The following is an 18668-nucleotide window of genomic DNA, read 5'->3' on the forward strand; positions in this document are numbered from 1 at the left end:
ACGCGGATGAGCCACGATACGCTGCGGGTAAGGCTGCTCGCGTTCCTCTTCCTGATTCCCCTGGCGCTCTACGCCTGGTCCACCGTGCAGGCCTTCCGGGTCGACTCGACCCTGCGCGACGAACAGTTCATGCGCGACTGGAGCGCCTCGGCGCGCAACGACCCGGACGCCGCCGGCGCCATTCCCCGTCACCTGTTCCGTCCGGCCTATGGCGTCGAAGGTCATCTTCACCAGTTAGCCGAAGACGCCGAGGCCATCCGCCGCGACCATCCTTGGCTGGCTCTGCGCGGCTGGCTGGCCGCTATCGGCAAGCTCTGCGCGCTGGCGTCGGCGCTGGTCGCGGCCGCCTTGCTGGCGAGACTGGAATACGACGGGCGCCGCTCGATGCGCTCGCAAGCCTACCTGCTCGGCCACCTCGCGCCGGCCTGGCGGCGCCTCGGTCGACTGGTCCCGTTGCACGCCGGCCTGCTGGTCGCCGCCCTGGCCAGCCAGTTGCTCTACGAAGCGCTGTGGAGCTACAGCCACTGGCACAGTCACGGTTTCGTCGCCCTGCTCTTCTCGCTGCCGCTGTGGCTGCTGTTCCTCGGCGGCCTGCTCATGCTGCGGCGCCTGCGCGGAGAACTGCTGCCGCTGGAGGAACCGGTGCTCCACCTGCTCGGCCGCGAACTCGACCGGGTCGCCGCGCCCGGCCTCTGGCAATGGCTGGGACAGATCGCCGACCGCGCCGGAGCGCCGCTACCGGACCATGTCGTCACCGGCATCGAGCACTGCTACTTCGTCACCCAGGCCAAGGTCCTGCTGGCGCCCCGCGGCATTCCGCTGGAGGGGCGTACCCTGTACATCCCGCTGACCTACGCCACGGTCATGAGCGAGGCCGAAAGCGCCGCGATCATCGGCCACGAACTGGGCCACTTCGCCGCCGGCGACACCGCCCACGGCGCCTCCCTGTCGCTCCTGCAGCGGCAGGTGCGCCTGCGCATCGAACGCATCGCCGCACCCGAGGATGGGCGTGTCGGCCTGCTCGGCAAGCCGGGCCTGTGGGCCGCGCTGTACTTCCTCGAACGCTTCGAGCGCGCCTACCTGCACTGGAATCGCCGCCAGGAACTGGCCGCCGACAAGGTCGGGGCGCGGGTAGCCGGCGCGCGGGTCTTCGCCATCGCCCTGCTACGCACCTGCGCCCTGGCAGGGCTGATCGAACGCCTGCTGGCCAGCCCGCAGACGCGCAACCTGGTGCATGCGCTGACCGACCATCTGCGCGGGCACTCCCTGGAACTGGACGAACAGGACAGCGCGCGCCGCCTGGAACACCCCTTCGACAGCCACCCGCCGACCTACCAGCGGATCGCGGACCTTTCCCTGGCGCTCGACGACGATCTGCTGCGACAGGCAAGGCGCATCGTCAGCGCCGACGACACGCAGTGGCTCAACCGCCTGCTCGATGCAGGCCACGGGGAAAGCCGATGATCCCGCCGGGCGCGCAAGCACCCTGCCCCGCCGGGGCAAGGGACGACGAAGCCACGCGGTTGCGGCGCTTCGTCGCCAGCGTTCCCAACCGGATAAGCATCGGCGCCGCCCGTGGCGCGGCGCCGCTGTCCGCCCTGCTCGGCCTGCTGCTGCTCGGCGGCGCCTGGACCTTGCGCGACCACCCCGGTCCCGGGCATGAGGCGGCGGCGCTGTGCCTGCTGGCGGCGGCCGCCCTCCTCATGTGCCTGGCCTGCCTGCAGCGCAACGCCAGGAACGCGCCGTTCCTCGTCCTCGGCCAGGGGCGCCTGCGCGCCCGCAGCCTGTCGGCGCCGCTGGACCTGCTGGAGGTCGCCGACCTGCGCCTGGAGGACGGAGTCTGGTTCTCCGCGATAGTCCTCGAACTGCACGGCAAGGCACTACCGGCGCCATCCACGCGCCCGCTCGACCCGTTCGCCGCGCGTGCCGTCAGCGAATGCCGGGACGGCCCACAGGTTCGCCTGCTGTCCCCCGGCTGGCGCCTCAATGGTCGCAACCTGTCGCTACTGGAGGCCGCGGAGGTCATCGACCTCTACCTGGACATCGCCCGCGCCCAGGCCCGGCTCCGCCAACTGGGCGAAATCCCGCCCAGTGCTTCCTCTTCACTCCCAACTCCAAGGATATTTCCATGAGCAACCAGGAACCCCGGGACCTCGTCTCCAACCTCGCCGAAACCCTCGGCGCCGAACACGAGGAACTGAACCAGGAGAAGACCGCCGAGGTCATCGCCCATCTGGAGCGGGTGATCGCCAACGTGCCGCCGGCCACCGAGTTCACCAATACCCGCAAGTACGTGGTGCTGGGTCCGCTGCTGAGCATCGTGCCCTTCATCATGAGCGGCATGTGGTTCACCCAGGGCAAGCCGGGGGTCGGCGTCGTCGGCTTGCTGCTCGGCCTGTTCGGGCTGTTCCTCGGCTACCAGCATCGCAACTCCGGCAAGACCCCCTTCATGCGCCTGACCCGTACCCAGCTCTGGGCCGACAGCCTGTCGGCTCCGGTCGAGCTGGCCGACGTCATCGATTTCAGCGTCAAGGCCGACATGCTGCAAACCACCCAGACCCTCCACCTGCGGCCCGAAACGCCCCTGCCGACCCATCGCGCCGTACGCCAGGTGTTCGCCTCCCAGGCCATGGCCTTCAAAGGCAAGGACCCGCGCATCACCATCATGTCGGCCGGCCTGCAGAGCGACGGCAAGAAGCTGGACTGCGACGACATGGCGGCGATCCTCGACGCCTACATCCAGGCCGCCCACGCCCAGCGCTACCTGCAACAACTGCGCAGCCAGGGCTGAGTGAAGGGCACGGTCCATCCGCGAAGGCTGCTGCTTTGCCTGGTGCTGGTTCCAGCGCTGCTGGCGGGGCTCGGCGCCTGGCAGTCCTGGCGCGCCGAGCAGCAGGCCGAGCGACTGGGCGCCGCGCAGCAGCGGGTCGAGCGCGCGCTCGCCGAGGCGCGGGCGCTGCCGCCGAGGGCCAGCGTCCGGGTCGACGGCCGGGCCTATGTGCGCGACCTGGCCCTGACGCGGCTCGACGAGCAACTCGCCGACACGCGAAGCGCACAGCGCCTGAATCGCTTCGCCGCCGTCCTCGCCGATAGCGGAGCCTGCCTGGCGGCGCTGGTCGCCGTACTGGGAGCCGTCTCCCTGGCCGGCATCGCCGGCGCCGCACGCAGCGCACTGCGCTCGCGTCGCTGCCTGCTCCTGTGGTTCGAGCTGGGCCGACGCCTGCTGCCCTGCCTGCTCCTCGCCCAGATCGGCCTGCTCGCCCTGGCCCTGGTCTGTGCCGGAACGTTCGAGATCCTCGGGCTGTGGCGGGTCGGCCAGGTTCCGGTCAGCGAAGGACGCACCCAGCTGAGCGTGGCGCTGATCCTTCTCGGCCTGCTGGCGTCGGCGTGGCAAATGCTGGCGAAGATCAGCCGCTTGCGACTGCGCCCGGCGCCGGCCCTGGATGTCATCGGCCGCCGGCTGGGCGAAGAGGATGCACCGGAACTCTGGACGCTACTGCGCGAGCTGGCGGCGCGCCTCGACACGCCAGCCCCGCAGCACCTGTTGGTAGGTCTCTGCGACGGCTTCTACGTGACCGCCAACCGCGTCTGCCTGCAACCTTCCGGCGAGCATCTGGAAGGACGCAGCCTATACCTCTCGCTACCGTTGCTGGGCCTGCTGGACCGCGCCGAACTGAGTGCAGTGATGGCCCACGAACTGGCCCACTTCGCCGGCCGCGACGCCCATTACAGCCTGCGCTTCCTGCCGATCTACCAGGGCGCCGCGAGCCAACTGGCCGCCATCGAAGAGCAGGAAGCCAACGTCTTCGAACGTGCGGCACTGGAACCGGCGCGGCTGCTGGCCGGGTACTTCCTCGAACGTTTCGCCCTCGCCGTGAACCACTGGAGCCGCCTGCGCGAATTCGCCGCCGACCGCCGCGCCGCGCAACTGGCCGGTGCGCCGGCGATGGCCTCGGCCCTACTGCGCAGCGCAGCGGCCGGCGCGCCGATACGGGCGTTCCTCGAACACTGCCTGCTCGCTCCGGCGCACGCGCCGGACAACCTGGTGGACGCCATCCACGTCTACCTGGGCCAGTCCGGCCTGGAAGCACCGGACCCCGGGGCGGAGGGACTCCAGGTCCATCCGCAGGATACCCACCCTCCGCTGGGCCTGCGCTGTACGGCGCTGGGAGAGGGCTTCGAACGCACCTGGGCCGGGACCGCTGGCCGGGCCGTTCCGACACGACCGCCGAGCCAGGCGCTGAGCGTCTGGTTCGGCGCCCCCCTGGCGTTGAGCCGAGCGCTCAGCGCCGACCTGCTCGGCAAGACCTGTGAGAACCCCCATGCAAGAAACTGACGAAACCCTCGACGAACTGCCGCCGCTGGAAGCCCGCTGCGAGATCCGCGAGGTCTCGCGGGGCACCGCCTGCGTCGCCCTGCTCGCTGGCCTGGTGGCTGGCGCCACCGGTCTCTGGCTCGCTTCGCTGCCCCACGCCTGGCGTCTGGCCAGTGGCCAATGGCTGTTCTGGCTGCCAGCCGCGCTGCTGCTGGGCGGCGGCCTGTACGCCTGCCTGGCGGGCGTGTTCCTCTACCGGCGCCACGGCCAGGTAGCGCTCACCCTGACCCCGGAGAGCATCGCCTTCGCCAACGCGCCGCAGGTGCCGATGTACACCTTCCAGTCGCTGGAGATCGAGCGCGGGCGCTGGTTGGAACTCACCTTCGCGACCACCTTCGATTGCACGGCACCGCGCTTCGACAGCCATGCCCGTTTCGACCCGCGGGCTTTCGCCCGCCCCGAAGCCCGTGCGGTGGCCGGCGGCAAGCGGGTCAAGCTGGCACTCTGCGGCGCCGCGCTGAACGGCCAGAAAATGGAACTGGAGCCACTCGCACGACTGATCTACCGGTACATCCTCGCCGGCCATCGTCAGCGCGCCCTGCAACATCATCGCGCGCCCGGGAGCGACGGCAGCGGGGCCTGAAGCGAGCAACGCTCAGGCTGCGCGCTGGCGTTGCCAGTCCACCGCGGCTTTCAGGCGCGCCACCACCTTGCGCACGAAGAGCGGGTCGTCCGCCACGCAGAGTTCCGCGCTGACCCACTCCGGCCAGCCGGCCCCCTGGCGTTCGCGGGCACCCAGCAGGCGCTCGACTTCGTCGCGCACGGCGCGCTCCAGGCGTTCGCTGGCACGATTGCGGGACAGGTGGAGGCGCAGGCAGGCCTGTTTCTCGCGCTCCAGGGCGCGGCGTCGGGACAGCGGCAGTTCGGCAAGGTTGTGGCTCATGATCGGTGCTCCTTGTCGCGCAGGCAGGCGATTTCCGATTACTGTACATCCATACAGTAATCGGAATTGACGACGCTGACAAGGGCTGGCCGGGTAGCGCGAACAAGCGCGCCCGGCACTTCAGAACTGGTATTCGACCCCGGCTCCCGCGTACCAGGACAGCCCGGGGGCCGCTTCGTAGTAACGCCGGTTGCCGTCGCCGACGATGACCGAGCCGACGTACTGGCGGTCGAACAGGTTGTCCAGGCGCACCAGCTGGTGGAAGGTCCAGGCCCCCAGGCGCTGTTCGAAGCGGGTGCGCCAGTTGAATACCGCATAGCTCGGCGCGGCCTTTTCGCTGTTGCTGTCCTCGACGTAGACCTGGCTGCGGTACATGCCTTCCCAGCCCATGCTGATGCCCTCCACGGGCTTCCATACCAGTTCGCCGAACAGGCTGCTTGCCGGCACGCCCGGCAGGTGCTTGCCCTTGCCGATGGTCTTGCCGCCGGCCTCGAAATCCGAATCGTAGGTGGCGGATAGCCGGGTATAGGCCAGGTTGGCGTTCCAGTGCTCGCTCAGTTCGCTCTCCACGCCCAGTTCGAAGCCGCGGCGCAGGGTCTTGCCGGCGTTCTGGTAGCTGGTGCGACCGCCGAGGGAGCTGGCGACGACGATCTCATCCTCGGTGCGGATCTGGAAGATCGCCGCGTTGACCCGCGTATTGCCCCACAGGCGCGCCTTCAGCCCGGCTTCGTACTGGCTGCTGGTGGCCGGCTTGAGGCCGAAGTTGAAGACGTCCGGCGCGTTCGCCGCCACCGGCGCATAGGCCATCTCCGCCTGGGTCGGGGTCTCGAAGCCCTTGCCGGCGCTGAGGTAGCCGTGCAGGTCGGGGGTGAAGGCGTACATCACCGAGAACGATGGGGTGTTCTTCCGGTAGCGCCGCGAGCCGCTGGCATCGCCGTTGCTCAAGTAGCGGTCGTCGACCTCCATCTTCATGGTGCTGTGGCGCACCCCGGCCTGCAGGGTCCAGGCGTCGATGGCCCAGCTCGCCTGCAGGTAGGGATCGAGGCTGGTGGCGGTGTCCACCTCGTCGCGGCGCAACTCGCCCTTCACGCCGAGCTGGTCGCCGTTGAAGTTCTGGTAGCCGCGACGGTCGTCGCGGCTCTGGTCGTAGTCGAGGCCGACGGTCAGGTTCAGCTCGCCCGGCGCCTGGCGTACCGGTTGCAGCCAGCGCACGGTGCCGCCGTGGAAGTCGCGGTCGAAGTCCACCACGCCGCCGCCACGCTGACTGTTGGAGACCACCCCCCTGGGGATCGACAGGTACTGCACGACACTGCGCTTGCCCACGTAGGCGTTGACCTGCAAGGTCGCCTCGCCGAAGTAGCGCTCGTAGTTCATCCCGGCCTGCTGGTGGTCGATGCTCTTGCGCGTGTCGTACAGCTCGGCGTTGGCGGTGACGGAGCGCGGGTCGTGCTTGTAGGCGTCCCAGGTCTGCCCCAGCGGATCTTCAGTGTCGTTCTGCTCCAGGCTGCTGTAGATCAGCGCCAGGCGGCTGTCGGCGTCGGGCCTGAAGTTGAGCTTGGCGAAGGTCTGGTCGCGGCGCGCGGCGCTGTGGTCGCGGTAGCCGTCGGTGTCCATCCGCGAAGCATCCACCAGGAAACCGACCCCGTCGCCCTCGCCTTCCGTGTACAGGTGGTTGCGGCTCAGGCCATCGCTGCCGACGGTGGTTTCCGCGCCGACCCGCGGGGCGCCCTGGCCGTCGCGGGAGAACATCTGGATCACCCCGCCGGCGTTGCTGCCGTAGATCGTCGAGGCCGGCCCGCGCAGTACCTCGATGCGCTCGGCGACGTCGAGGTTGAGGGTCGCGGCCTGGCCCTGGCCATCCGGCGTGCTGGCCGGGATGCCGTCGGCGAGCAGCTTCAGCCCGCGGATACCGAAGGCCGAGCGGGCGCCGTAGCCGCGCGAGGAGATTTGCAGGTCCTGGGCGTAGTTCTGGCGGTTCTGCACCACCAGGCCGGGTACCCGCGGCAGGACTTCCGAGAGGTTGATGCCGAGCTGGCCGTCGGCGATCTGCCGGCGCTCGATGCTATCCACCGAGAACGGCAGGTCGAAGGTATCGCTGGGGTTGTAGCTGCCGGTCACCACCATGGGTTCGAGGCTGCGTCGCTCCTCGCCCTGGACGGCGCAGGCGATGGCCAGGCCGCAGAGCGCGAGGGAGCCGGGCAACAGGTGGGAGACGAAGCTGGGACGGGGTCGGGACGGCATGCAGGGTTCCGCGGATCGCAAGGTATCGAAGGGACTTTGCCAAGGGCGGGAACGCGCCTCCCCTTGGCAAAGCCCCTTCCGGGCCGAAGCCCGGAAGGCCGGGAGCCGGCTGTGGGCTCCCGGTGGGCGGGTCATTGCCTGGGCAGGGCGTAGGCGATGATGTAGTCGCCCATGCGGGTGCCGAAGGAGCCGTGTCCGCCAGCGACGATCAGCACGTACTGGCGACCGTCCTTGCCGGTGTAGCTCATCGGCGTGGCCTGGCCGCCGGCCGGCAGGCGCGCCTGCCAGAGCTGCTTGCCGTCCTTCACGTCGTAGGCGCGCAGGTACTGGTCGAGCGTGCCGCTGAGGAAGGCCACGCCGCCGGCGGTGGTGATCGAGCCGCCCATGCTCGGTACGCCGACGGTGAGGCCGATCGGCACCGGGGTGTTGTCGCGGCTGGTGCCGTTCTTGTGCTGCCAGACGACTTTGGCGGTGGTCAGGTCGATACCCGCCACGTCACCCCAGGACGGCGCCTGGCACGGCAGGCCGATGGGCGACATGAACGGATGCATGATCACCGCGTAGGGCGCGCCGGTGTTCGGCTGCACGCCGCTGGTCTCGCCCTCGCGCTTGCTTCCGCTGGGCACCTTGTCGCGCGGCACCATCTGCGAGACGAAGGCCATGTAGTTGGGGCTGGTGAAGAGGATCTGGCGCACCGGGTCGACCGACACCCCGCCCCAGTTGAACACCCCGACGTTACCCGGATAGATCAGGCTGCCCTGCTCCGACGGCGGGGTGTACTGGCCCTCGTAGCGCAGCGAGCGGAACTGGATGCGGCAGAGCATCTGGTCGAACGGGCTGCTGCCCCACATGTCACGCTCGGTCAGCGGCGGGCGCAGCAGGTTGAGGTCGGAACGCGCCTGGGTCGGCGCGGTATGGTCGCCCTCCACCGCGCCCTGCGGCGCCGGCACTTCGCGGATCGGCACGATCGGCGTGCCGTCGCGGCGGTCCAGCACGTACAGGCTGCCCTGCTTGGTCGGCGCGATCAGCGCCGGCTTGACGCCATCGGCGGTCTTCAGGTCGAGCAGGGTCGGCTGGCTGCCGACGTCCATGTCCCACAGGTCGTGGTGGGTGAACTGGTAGTTCCAGCGCAGCTTGCCGGTGTTCAGGTCGAGGGCCACCAGGCCGGCGCTGAACTTCTCGGCACCGGGGGTGCGGTTGCCGCCCCACTGGTCGGGCATCTGGTTGCCCAGCGGCAGGTAGACCTGGCCGAGCTTCTCGTCGACGCTGGCCAGCGACCACATGTTCGGCGAGTTGCGGGTATAGAACTTGCCGGGAGCCAGGGGCTCGGTCTCGTCCGGGTTGCCGCTGTCCCAGTTCCACACCAGCTTGCCGTCGTGCACGTCGAAGGCGCGGATCACCCCGGACGGCTCGTTGGTCGACTCGTTGTCGGTGACGTGGCCGCCGATGATCACCAGATTGCGGGTGACCGCCGCCGGCGAGGTGGAGTAGTAGCCGCCCGGGGTGAACGGACCGATGCCGGCCGTCAGGTCGACCGCGCCCTTGACCCCGAAGTCCTCGCAGACCTTGCCGTTGTCGGCGTTGATCGCGATCAGGCGGGCGTCGGCGGTGGGCAGGAACAGGCGCCGCGGACAACTGGCGGCGACCGCCTTGCCGGCCTCGGAGAGCGCGGCCGGCGGCGCGCCGACGTCGCTCCTGGCGTACTGCTCTTCGTCGTAGTAGGAGACGCCACGGCAAGTCATGTGGGCGAAGCCCTTGAAGCCTACCGGGCTCTGGATCTGCGGATCGAAGCGCCAGATTTCCGCGCCGGTGTCCGGGTCGAGGGCCAGCACCTTGCTGTGCGCGGTGCAGGCGTAGAGCATGCCGTTGACCTTCAGCGGGGTGTTCTCGTTGGTCAGTTCCAGCGGATCGTCGGCGGTCGGCAGGTCGCCGGTACGGATGCGCCAGACTTCCTCGAGCTGGCCGACGTTGGCCGGGGTGATCTGCTTCAACGGCGAGTAGCGGTCGCCGAACTCGGTGCGGCCGTAGGCCTGCCAGTCGCCGTCCGGCATCGCCGGGGCGGTGCTGGTCATGCCGCTGTCGCGGTCGATGCGACCGACGATCTGCCCCGGATTGGTGAACTGGCTGCCCACCGCGGCGGCGCCGGCCAGGACCACCGCCACGCCCAGCGCCGCGGTGCCCAGCGGCGCCGGACCGTCGGCCAGCAGCGGGCGGCGGAACCAGGGTAGCCAGAGCAGCAGGCCGAAGACGAACCACAGGGCCAGGCGCGGCACCAGTTGCCACCAGTCCAGGCCGACTTCCCACAGCGCCCAGACGGTGCTGGCGAACAGCACCAGGGCGTACAGGCCTAGCGCCGCACGCTTGCCCAGCAGCAGCAACAGCCCGCTCAGGGCCAGGCCGATGCCGGCCAGCAGGTAGTACAGCGAGCCGCCCAGGCTCGCCAGCTTGATGCCGCCGGCCAGCAGCGCCAGGCCGGACAGCAGGATCAACAGGCCGAGCAGGCTCGGCAGCAGGCGCGATCGACTGCGGTTACCTTCGCTCATCGTCCGGTACTCCCTTCGGGGTTGATGACAGGCATTGCTTACTCTCCTATTACGTTCTGCACGCCGGGCTGTTCAGCCCGCCGCGCCGCGTTGGGCGGCGCTGAAGAAATGGCCGCTGGCCATGACCGAATCGCGGTTGTCCGAAGCAACAGCCTAGAACACCGTCTGGATCTTGATCCCCGCCACCAGCGCGTTGTCGACCTCGTCGACCCCGCCCGGCTGCTTGATGTATTGCAGGTTCGGCCGCACCGTCAGCCAGTCGGTCACATGCACCCCGTAGTACAGCTCGGCGTTGTACTCGGTGTCCTGCAGCGGCTGGTACAGCGGGTTGTCGTAATCGTCGATGCCGTTCACCTGGTTCACCAGGCGCTGGCGCTTCTTCACATCATCGTTGACATGGATGCGCGCGATGCCCAGGCCGATGTCGTCCTTCGGCCGCGCATCGAACGGACCCTTGTAGACCACCCCGAGCTGCTGGTAGTTGTCCACCACGTTGGTCGCCTTGTCGTGGACCGTCAGGTTGGCGAACAGGCTCAACCCGCGCGAAGCATCGCCGTTGTGCGAAGTGACCTGCTGCTGCGCCACCACCCACCAGCCATGCTTGCTGCCGCGCGACTTGAAGTCGTTGCCGGTCAGCCCCTGCGGCTGGCCGTCGACGTCGTCGTAGACGTCATCGGCCTTCGCCGTGCTGTAGTAGTAGCCCAGCCGGTACTCGCCCGGCAGTTGCTCGGCGCCGACCTTCGGCTGCCAGATCAGCTCCACCGGCAGCAGCGCGCCCTTGGTCCCGCTGCCGCTCATCTTGAAGCCGTTGCCGGTCTCCAGGTTCGACGGGTTCTGCTCGTAGGCGCCGACCTGCACGTACCAGTCCGGCGCGAAGTTGTACTTCACCCGCAACGCCCACTGGCTGACCGGCCAGTTGTACCAGATGCTCCCCGCCCAGTTGCCCACCTGCGAGCCGCAGAAGGCCAGGTTCTGGAAATCGCAGGGGAAGCTGTTGAAGTCCTCGCCCTCGCCGAAACGGCCGAATTTCACGTCCAGCGCGCCGTCGAAGTACTGCTGCTTGAGCCACAGCTGGGTCAGCCGCCAGGTCTGCCCGCGGCCCCAGACCTCCTGCACCGAGCTGATGTGCCCGGCACGCGGGTCGCCGATGCGGTCGTTGGAAAGGTTCTTGCCGTTGCGCTCGGTGACGGTGAACTGGAACTCGGTGGCCTTCCAGCCGAGGATCTTCTCCAGGTCCATGTGCACGCCCAGAGCGAACTGGTCGGTGTAGCGCCCGGTCTTGTCGTCGTCATAGCCGCCGTCGAGGTTGGCCGCCGCCTCGCCGACATACTCCAGCTTGAAGTCGTAGCCCTTCTCCAGCAGCTCGGTGCGCTTGCCGCCCCAGTCGCCGAGCATCCATTTCGAGTTCGGCGAGAACGCCTCGGCGGCGTGCGCCGCGTTGCACAGCAGGGAGGCGGACAGCAGGCTGCCCGCCACGGGGCGCAGGGCCGGACGGAGAAGATGGGATTTCACGCGAACGCTTCCTCGTTGCGAATGGTCGACTGGTCGCATGCAGCGACCGCTCTACTCCCTCGATACCCTTGCCAGGAACAAGGGTATATGAAGAGGGCTCATGATCTGAGCCAAGCAGAACAATGGTTAATTTGCGAATGATAAGGACTTTGCGGGCAAAGCTGAAACGTTTCAGGCTGGAAAACACTGTTACATAAACGACAACGAAGCCAAGCCCTGGCGCTCTCGCTCAGGACGACCGAGGCGCAGAGCGGCTACGGTGAAGATCGCGGAGCGCGGAAACAACCTGATACCCATGAGCGCGCTTCACGTTGTTTCCGATAGCGAAACAATCCTCCGCTCAGAGTTCGTCGCGCAGATAGGACCAGGGGTAGATACCGCGCTCGTGACCATCGTCGAACACCAACTGCACGCCGTAGCCCTGCAGGCGGATATCGCGCAGGCGCACGCCCTGCTCCGCCGCGTCGATCCGTCCGCGCAGGCGCTGCGCCCGGCATTGCGCACAGGGACAGGCGGCGCGCAAGCGGGCATGGTCGATCCGGCTGACCGCGCCGTCCGCCCATTCGAGAATCAGCCAGCCGTCCCTGGCGGCATTGCGCAGGCGCAGCGGCGGCTGGGTCATGCCGGCACCCGCAGTTGCGCCAGGGCGATGCGCACCGCCTTGCGCACCTCGGGATCGCCGTCGCCTTCGGCGACCCGCAAGGCCTGGGCCGAGGCCGGGTCCGCCAGTTCGCCGAGGGCCAGGGCGGCCTCCTTGCGCAGGTTGCCGATGGGATGGCCGAGCAACGCTTCCAGCGCCTCCCGCGCCGGGCGGTGGCGCAAGCGCCCGAGCGCCCGCGCGGCGCGCAGGCGGACCTGCCAGTAGTCGTCCGCCAGTGCTTTCAGCAGCGGCTCGCCGGCCTCCTCCCGGCCCAGCTTGCCAAGGGTCGTCGCCGCCTCTTCGCGAACCTGCCATTGGGCGTCCGCCAGCGCCGCGCAGAGCGCCGGCAGCACCGCCGCCTCGCGGCTCAGGCCGAGGGCGCCGGTGGCCGCCCGGCGCACCTCCGGGTCGGCGTCGGCGCTGGCCAGCCTGGCCAGTTCGGCCAGGGCCGGCTGGTGGCGGAGCCAGCCGAGCACCGCCACCGCCTCGCGGCGCACCGCCGCCTGCGGGTCGCCGAGGGCGGCCAGGGCCGGTGCGGCGCTTTCCTCCAGGCGCAGTTCGCGCAACGCACGCAATACGCTGGCACGGACGAAGGCATCGGCATGCTCGAGCCACGGCAGCAGGCGCCGCCCGGCGGCCGGTTCCTTGAGTTCGCCAAGGCTCTGCGCGGCGGCCTCGGCCACCGCCGGCAGAGGATCGGCCAGAGCCGCGCAGAGCGCATCGACCACCGCGTCTTCCTCCCAGGCCTCCAGCAGGCGCGCGGCCTCGCCGCGCACGCCGGGGTCGGGATCGCCGCGCAGGGCCGCAACCAGCAACGGCAGCGCCTCCGGCAGCTCCAGGTCGGCCAGTTCGATCAGCGCCAGGCGACGCACGCCGGGATCGGCGTCCTCCAGGCGCGGCGACAGTTCGAGGATTTCGGGCAGGGTGGCGTTTTCACAGGTCATATGGCGATCCGCAGTCGGTCCGGGGTAATGCCCGGCGGCAGGCCGAGCGGGGTCAGGCGCGGCCACTGGCGGCCGTCGTCGTGGTCGAGCAGTTCCAGGCAGTGGCGCTTCAGGTGCACGAAGTCGGCGCTGGTCACCAGCCGGGCGTCGCGAGGGCGCGGGAAATCCAGCGTCAGGCTGGCCAGGATTGCACGCAGTCGCATGGGGATTCCCCTCGAATCAGGGTCATGGGAATCGTCTCCGCCACCCGGACGGTGGTGGGAAACGAGGGGTGTTTCAGGGTGGCGTCCGGGAGTGGCCGGATGGCAGGTTGTGCCTCGCTTGCCGGAAGCGGGCGTCAGCGCAGCAGGTAGGGAATCTCCACCTTCACCGCGCCGGTCGGGCAGTCCTTTTCGCAAGGCATGCAGTACCAGCACTCGTCGTAGGCCATGTAGGCCTTGCGGGTCGTCGGATCGATGGCCAGCAGGTCCATCGGGCAGACCTCGACGCAGACGGTGCAGCCCTTGTCGGCGATGCAGCGGTCTTCGTCGATGGTCACCGGGGCGCTGCTGCGGAAGAAGATGTCCTGGGGTCGGTAGGCCATGGCACGCGGTCCTCGTGGTTCGATCTGGCCCGCTTTCGTGGCGGCGGGCTCGGTGTCTAGCGGTACTACGCCGGGGCGCGGGGCCCTAGGCGGCGTCGTTCCTCAGCCGCAAGCGCTGGTAGGCCTGCTGTTCGCCCTCGTCGATGGCGAACAGGTAGGGTTCGACCGGTTTCCTGAAGCTGGCCATGCGCCCCTGTTCGTCCTTCTTCAGGTGCGCGTGGCAGAACCAGGCCTCGTCGTCGCGCCGCGGATAGTCCACCCGATGGTGGTACAGGCCCCAGCGGCTCTCGGTGCGGAACAGCGAGGCGCGCGCGGCCATCTCCGCGCAGTCGCGGATCGCGCTGACCTCCAGGGCGCGCATCAGCTCGTGGGGGTTGTCCGCCTTGATCCGCTCCAGGTCCTCGGCGATGGCCTGGATGCGTTGCAGGCCCAATTCCATCTTGCGGGTCACCTTGGGCGGCTGCAGGTAGTCGTTGACCAGCCGGCGCAGCTTGTACTCCACCTGCGCCGCCGGCAGGCCGTGCTCGCGCAGCAGCGGCGCCTCGATCCGCGCACGCTCGCGCTCGACCTGGGCGCGGTCGACCGCGCTGAAGGCGCGCCCGGCGACGTATTCGGCGGCGTTGCGCCCGGCGAACCAGCCATAGGTGAAGGCGCCGAGCATGTAGTTGTGTGGCACCGCGGCCATGTCGCCGGCGGCGTAGAGGCCCTTCACGCTGGTCTCGGCCTTCTCGTTGACCCACACGCCGGAGGCCGAGTGGCCGGAGCAGAAGCCGATCTCGGAAATGTGCATCTCGACCATCTGCTGGCGGTAGTCGGTGCCGCGCCCGGCGTGGAACTGTCCGCGACTGGGGCGTTCGTTGCCATGGAGGATGTCCTCGATGGTCTGGATGGTTTCCTCCGCCAGGTGGTCGAGCTTGAGGAACACCGGGCCGTTGCCGCCTTCGAGTTCCTGGTGGAACTCCCACATCATCTGCCCGCTCCAGTAGTCGCATTCGATGAAGCGTTCACCCCTGGCGTTGGCGGTATAGCCGCCCAGCGGGCCGGTGACGTAGGCACAGGCCGGGCCGTTGTAGTCCTTGATCAGCGGGTTGATCTGGAAGCATTCCAGGTTGGCCAGCTCGGCGCCGGCATGATAGGCCATGGCGTAGCCGTCGCCGGCGTTGGTCGGGTTCTCGTAGGTACCCATCAGGTAGCCCGAGGACGGCAGGCCCAGGCGGCCCGCCGCGCCGCAGCAAAGGATCACCGCCTTGGCGCGGATCACATGGAAGTCGCCGCTGCGGCAGTCGAAACCGAGTACGCCGTTCACCGCGCCCTCGGCATCGGTGAGCAGGCGGGTGCAGACCAGGCGGTTGGCGATGGGGATCCGCGCACGCTTGAGCTGGCGGTAGAGCACCTTCTTGATGTCGTGCCCTTCCGGCATCGGCAGCACGTAGGCGCCCATGTGGTGGACCTTCTTCACCGCATAGTCGCCGGTCTCGTCCTTTTCGAACCTGACGCCCCAGCGATCCAGTTGCCGCAGGGTCTCGAAGCTGTGGCTGGCATAGGCGTAGACCGCCGCCTGGTTGACGATGCCGTCGTTGGCCACGGTGATTTCCCGGGTGTACTGCTCGGCCGTGGCGTGGCCGGGGACGATGGCGTTGTTCAGCCCGTCCATGCCCATGCTGATGGCGCCGCTGCGCTTGACGTTGGCCTTGTCCACCAGCAGCACGCGCAGTTCGCGGTCGTGTTCCTTGGCCTTGATCGCCGCCATCGGCCCGGCGGTGCCGCCGCCGATCACCACGATGTCGTATTCCTGCTCCAGGGTGTTCATGCCCGCTCTCCCTTCTGCCGATCGATGCGCAGGCGATACTGGAAAGCGTCGCCGCGGTAGTAGAGGTATTCGAAGTCCAGCGGCGCGCCGTCAGCGGCATGGGTCAGGCGCTCGATGCGCATGATCGGCGCGCCCTCCTCGACCGCCAGGGCTCGGGTCAGGTCGGCATCGGCGAGCACCGCGTCGATGGCCAGGTCGGCATGGCCGAGGGGAATGCCGCAATCGTTCTCGAGGATCAGGAAGATGTCGCGGGTCACCAGGTCGGCCTTCTCCAGGCGCTCGCCGAGCGCCTGCGGCAGGTAGGTGACTTCCAGCGAAACCGGCTCGCGGTTGACCAGGCGCACCCGCTTGATCTCGCACACAGGGCTGCCCTCTTCCACCCGCAGGCGCTCGGCCACCTGCGCGCCGGCCGGCACGTAGCGCAGGCCGTGCAGGCGGTTGATGACCTCGTAGCCCATCTGCGTCATGGACTCGCCCAGGCCTTGCAGGGTGCTGACGTTCTGGAACGCCTTCGGCCGAGCGACGAAGGTGCCCTTGCCGTGGATCTTGAAGATCAGCCCTTCCTTCTGCAGGTCGCCGAGCGCCTGGCGCACGGTGATGCGGCTGACGTCGAAGGCCTTGCCCAGCTCGTTCTCCGAAGGCATGCGGCTGAGCGGCGGGTAGACGCCGTCGAGGATGCGCCCGCGCAGCAGCTCCTTGAGCTGGCTGTACAGCGGCACGGGAGAAAGCGGGAGCAGTTTGCCCATGGTCGGATTCGCTCGTCGGAGTGGCTCGGACACTTGTTATAACAAGTTATGCTGTGATGGTAAACGCCATGAACGATCAAGCGGAAATACCGAAAACGCATATGGATAGGCCACCGCCCCGTGCGTGGTTCTCGCCGGCCAAAGGGCCGGCCCGCGGCGCGGACCGGCCCGCCCCCTCAGCGCAGCGGCCGCCAGAGGGTGAAGGCTACCGGCGGCGTCCAGCCGCTGTTGGAGGTGTGCGCCTGCAGGCAGAGATAGCGCAGCCCCTCGTAGGTCACCCCATCGTCGACCCGGTAGGCCTGGTTCTCCCGCCACTGCGGGAATTGCGGATCCACCGCCCCGCCGCTGGTGCTGACCTCCAGGCCTTCGCTGGGCAGCGACTGGTTGCCCTGGGTATCGGTGGCGGTGACGAAATAGCTGTAGCGGGTGTCCGCCGTCAGGCCGCTGTCGGTGGAACCCAGCGCGGCGCTCTGGCCAACCATGGCGCCGTCGCGATAGAGGCTGTAGTAATCGATCGGACGCTGCCCGCTGGAGGCGTTCCAGGCCAGCACCAGGCTGGTTTCACCGCGCTCCAGCAGACGCAGGCCCTGCGGCGCCGCCGGGCGCTGGTCGCCGCCCTCGCCGTCATGGATCAGGCTGGCGTAGCGCTTGCGGAACTCCCAGTTGTAGCGCTCGCCGCGCTTGTTCAGGCCATCGTCCCAGTTCACCGACCAGGTCATCAGGCCCTTGATCGCATGACCGGCGGCCTCCAGGCGGCGAAACGCATTGCTCACCGCGGCGGGATCGATCACGTAGCCGGTGGCCGCCGCATCGACGTTGCTCGGCAGGCCGATGGCCAGGCGCTGCGCCGGGATCCGCACGAAGTCGCGGCTGCCGGTGGCCAGGCTCTCGGTGAGGTAGTAGAGGAAGTCTTCTTTCATCGCGTCGTTGTTCTGCGCGATCCAGGCGCCCTTGCCGCCGTTCGCCTCCTGGACCCACAGGCCGTCGCCGCCCTGGTTGTAGTACTGCGGCGCGATGAAGTCGTAGACACCTTCCAGGGCCTGCAGATAAGGCACGTACTTGCCGTTCTTGTGCAGATAGGGGAACTCCGGGGCCATGCTGACGATGAAGTGCTTGCCCTGCCCGGCGTAGTGCTCGCGCACCAGCTTGAGGGCCGCCGGCAGCACCCGCTGGTTGTCGGCCAGGTCGATGGCGCTCTGCTCGAGGTCGATGTCCAGGCCGTCGAAACCGTAGGTTTCCACCAGGCGGACGATCTCGGCGGCCAGCGCCTGCTCCTGCCCGGCGTGCAGCTCGATGTGCGCGTCGGCGCCCCCCAGCGAGATCAGCACCGCGCGGCCCTGGGCGTTGAGCACGCCGACCTGCCGGCGAAACTCCGCATCGGACAGGTTGTATGGCTGGAAGGTCGGGATGCCGCGCCCTTTCATGAAGGCCACGGCGACCACGTTGTACTCGCTCGGCACGTCTTCCAGCGCGATGTTGGCGAACGAGCCCTGCTGGTAGCCGTCGGCGGCGCCGGCCGGCCAGTTGTGCCAGAAGCCCATGAGAATCTTCTTGCCGGCGATGCTCGGCATGGCCGCCGCGGCATCTTCGCGGGCCTGGTGCAACTGGGAAAAGTCGATCCTGATCATTTACCGCTCCTCGGATGAAGGTAGGAAATGCATCCGGAGGGGCTGTCCGACGAACCGCCGCCTTGGCCGCCGCGAACGCCTCGAAACACAGGCGCGAACGTCTACCGCAGGGCATTCCGGCGTTTGTCGCGATCAGGGCGGGGGCATGGTTGCAGAGACGGCGGAAGGCTTCACCTACCACAATTGGCAGAGTCGCGGCGGCGATGCTCCGCGCCGGGTTCAACCGGCTTCGCTGAGTTCGGCGACCACCACTCCGGGAAGGTCTTTCAGCAGTGCCGGGGACAGCAGCAGCTTGGTCTCGCGGACCCCGGCGCCCATCACCACCAACGGCCGTTCGAAGACCGCCGCGTCGACCAGCAGCGGCATGCCTTCGGGCAAGCCGAACGCGGTGATGCCGCCGAACTGCATGCCGGTCAGCTCGGTGGCGACCTCGCGGGCGGCGAAGGACAGCCGGCGGGCCCCGAGCAGCGCCTTGACCGCGCCGTTCACGTCGAGCCGCCGCGAGCCCAGGTTGACCACCGCGGCATAGCCTTCGGCGCCGTCGCGCTTGTAGCGCAGGACCAGGGTGTTGGCGCAGTCCTCCAGGCCAAAGCCGTAGCGTGCGCTGAACGCCGCGGTGTCGGAATGCTCGTCGGCGACGCGGAACACCACCAGCTCGGCGGAAGGCAGGCCGCGCGCGACCTGCTCCGGCAGATGGCGGTGGTAGTCGGCCGGGGCGACGGCGTCGAGCCGGTGGCGTTGGGTGTATTCGCGCAGAACCATG

The 18668-nt window shown here is 68.7% G+C and carries 16 protein-coding genes and 1 pseudogene; 5 read left to right on the forward strand and 12 right to left on the reverse strand.

Going from position 1 to position 18668, the window contains the following annotated elements; all coding sequences use genetic code 11:
- The first annotated feature begins 6 nt into the window (after positions 1 to 6).
- The 5 genes from FOC67_RS11970 to FOC67_RS11990 are packed head-to-tail and all read left to right on the forward strand — an operon-like array spanning position 7 to position 4958.
- Positions 7 to 1464, forward strand: coding sequence for a M48 family metalloprotease (locus tag FOC67_RS11970; RefSeq protein WP_174707729.1), 1458 nt, complete (start codon positions 7 to 9; stop codon positions 1462 to 1464).
- Positions 1461 to 2132 (forward strand): hypothetical protein, encoded by a 672-nt coding sequence (locus FOC67_RS11975; protein WP_014603818.1) that lies wholly within the window; start codon positions 1461 to 1463, stop codon positions 2130 to 2132. Before FOC67_RS11970 ends, FOC67_RS11975 begins: the two co-directional genes overlap by 4 nt.
- Positions 2129 to 2791, forward strand: coding sequence for a hypothetical protein (locus tag FOC67_RS11980; protein ID WP_004349794.1), 663 nt, complete (start codon positions 2129 to 2131; stop codon positions 2789 to 2791). The genes FOC67_RS11975 and FOC67_RS11980 overlap by 4 nt, the downstream gene beginning before the upstream one ends.
- A complete protein-coding gene (locus FOC67_RS11985) occupies positions 2792 to 4336 on the forward strand; it encodes a M48 family metallopeptidase (protein WP_174707730.1) in 1545 nt (514 codons plus the stop codon). It abuts the gene before it with no gap.
- A complete protein-coding gene (locus FOC67_RS11990) occupies positions 4323 to 4958 on the forward strand; it encodes a hypothetical protein (RefSeq protein ID WP_003089334.1) in 636 nt (211 codons plus the stop codon). Before FOC67_RS11985 ends, FOC67_RS11990 begins: the two co-directional genes overlap by 14 nt.
- A 12-nt stretch (positions 4959 to 4970) precedes the next feature.
- On the opposite strand, the gene FOC67_RS11995 is transcribed toward FOC67_RS11990, so the two are convergent.
- From FOC67_RS11995 to FOC67_RS12050, 12 genes and pseudogenes are all read right to left on the reverse strand, one after another.
- Positions 4971 to 5258 carry a hypothetical protein gene (locus FOC67_RS11995; RefSeq protein WP_003089338.1) on the reverse strand — a complete coding sequence of 96 codons (288 nt, stop codon included), beginning with the start codon at positions 5256 to 5258 and terminating at the stop codon, positions 4971 to 4973.
- Between the two features lie 120 nt (positions 5259 to 5378).
- Positions 5379 to 7499 carry a TonB-dependent receptor gene (locus tag FOC67_RS12000; protein WP_003089339.1) on the reverse strand — a complete coding sequence of 707 codons (2121 nt, stop codon included), beginning with the start codon at positions 7497 to 7499 and terminating at the stop codon, positions 5379 to 5381.
- A gap of 131 nt (positions 7500 to 7630) precedes the next feature.
- Positions 7631 to 10042 carry a glucose/quinate/shikimate family membrane-bound PQQ-dependent dehydrogenase gene (locus tag FOC67_RS12005; protein WP_174707731.1) on the reverse strand — a complete coding sequence of 804 codons (2412 nt, stop codon included), beginning with the start codon at positions 10040 to 10042 and terminating at the stop codon, positions 7631 to 7633.
- A 153-nt stretch (positions 10043 to 10195) separates the two neighbouring features.
- Positions 10196 to 11593 carry a carbohydrate porin OprB gene (gene oprB, locus FOC67_RS12010; protein ID WP_152934953.1) on the reverse strand — a complete coding sequence of 466 codons (1398 nt, stop codon included), beginning with the start codon at positions 11591 to 11593 and terminating at the stop codon, positions 10196 to 10198.
- A gap of 301 nt (positions 11594 to 11894) precedes the next feature.
- The gene (locus FOC67_RS12015) at positions 11895 to 12176 is read right to left on the reverse strand and encodes a gamma-butyrobetaine hydroxylase-like domain-containing protein (RefSeq protein ID WP_003112225.1); all 282 of its coding nucleotides are present in this window, start codon (positions 12174 to 12176) and stop codon (positions 11895 to 11897) included.
- Entirely contained in the window at positions 12173 to 13138 is a 966-nt protein-coding gene (locus FOC67_RS12020; protein WP_024947886.1) for a HEAT repeat domain-containing protein, read from the reverse strand. The genes FOC67_RS12015 and FOC67_RS12020 overlap by 4 nt, the downstream gene beginning before the upstream one ends.
- A pseudogene (locus FOC67_RS12025) lies at positions 13135 to 13326 on the reverse strand (ABC transporter ATP-binding protein); the annotation flags it as partial. The pseudogene FOC67_RS12025 and the gene FOC67_RS12020, both read right to left, overlap by 4 nt.
- A gap of 149 nt (positions 13327 to 13475) precedes the next feature.
- Complete coding sequence (locus tag FOC67_RS12030) at positions 13476 to 13721, reverse strand: ferredoxin family protein (RefSeq protein ID WP_003089354.1); 246 nt, start codon at positions 13719 to 13721, stop codon at positions 13476 to 13478.
- Between the two features lie 85 nt (positions 13722 to 13806).
- On the reverse strand, positions 13807 to 15531 hold the full coding sequence (locus FOC67_RS12035; RefSeq protein ID WP_003139390.1) for a fumarate reductase/succinate dehydrogenase flavoprotein subunit: 1725 nt from the start codon (positions 15529 to 15531) through the stop codon (positions 13807 to 13809).
- Positions 15528 to 16277 carry a GntR family transcriptional regulator gene (locus FOC67_RS12040; RefSeq protein ID WP_003089358.1) on the reverse strand — a complete coding sequence of 250 codons (750 nt, stop codon included), beginning with the start codon at positions 16275 to 16277 and terminating at the stop codon, positions 15528 to 15530. Before FOC67_RS12040 ends, FOC67_RS12035 begins: the two co-directional genes overlap by 4 nt.
- A 176-nt stretch (positions 16278 to 16453) precedes the next feature.
- Positions 16454 to 17905, reverse strand: coding sequence for a carbohydrate-binding protein (locus tag FOC67_RS12045; protein WP_003089363.1), 1452 nt, complete (start codon positions 17903 to 17905; stop codon positions 16454 to 16456).
- Positions 17906 to 18124: 219 nt separating this feature from the next.
- Complete coding sequence (locus FOC67_RS12050; protein ID WP_003089366.1) at positions 18125 to 18667, reverse strand: YbaK/EbsC family protein; 543 nt, start codon at positions 18665 to 18667, stop codon at positions 18125 to 18127.
- Position 18668: the final 1 nt, after the last annotated feature.

The organism is Pseudomonas sp. FDAARGOS_761 (assembly GCF_013343155.1).
GTDB lineage: Bacteria > Pseudomonadota > Gammaproteobacteria > Pseudomonadales > Pseudomonadaceae > Pseudomonas > Pseudomonas aeruginosa.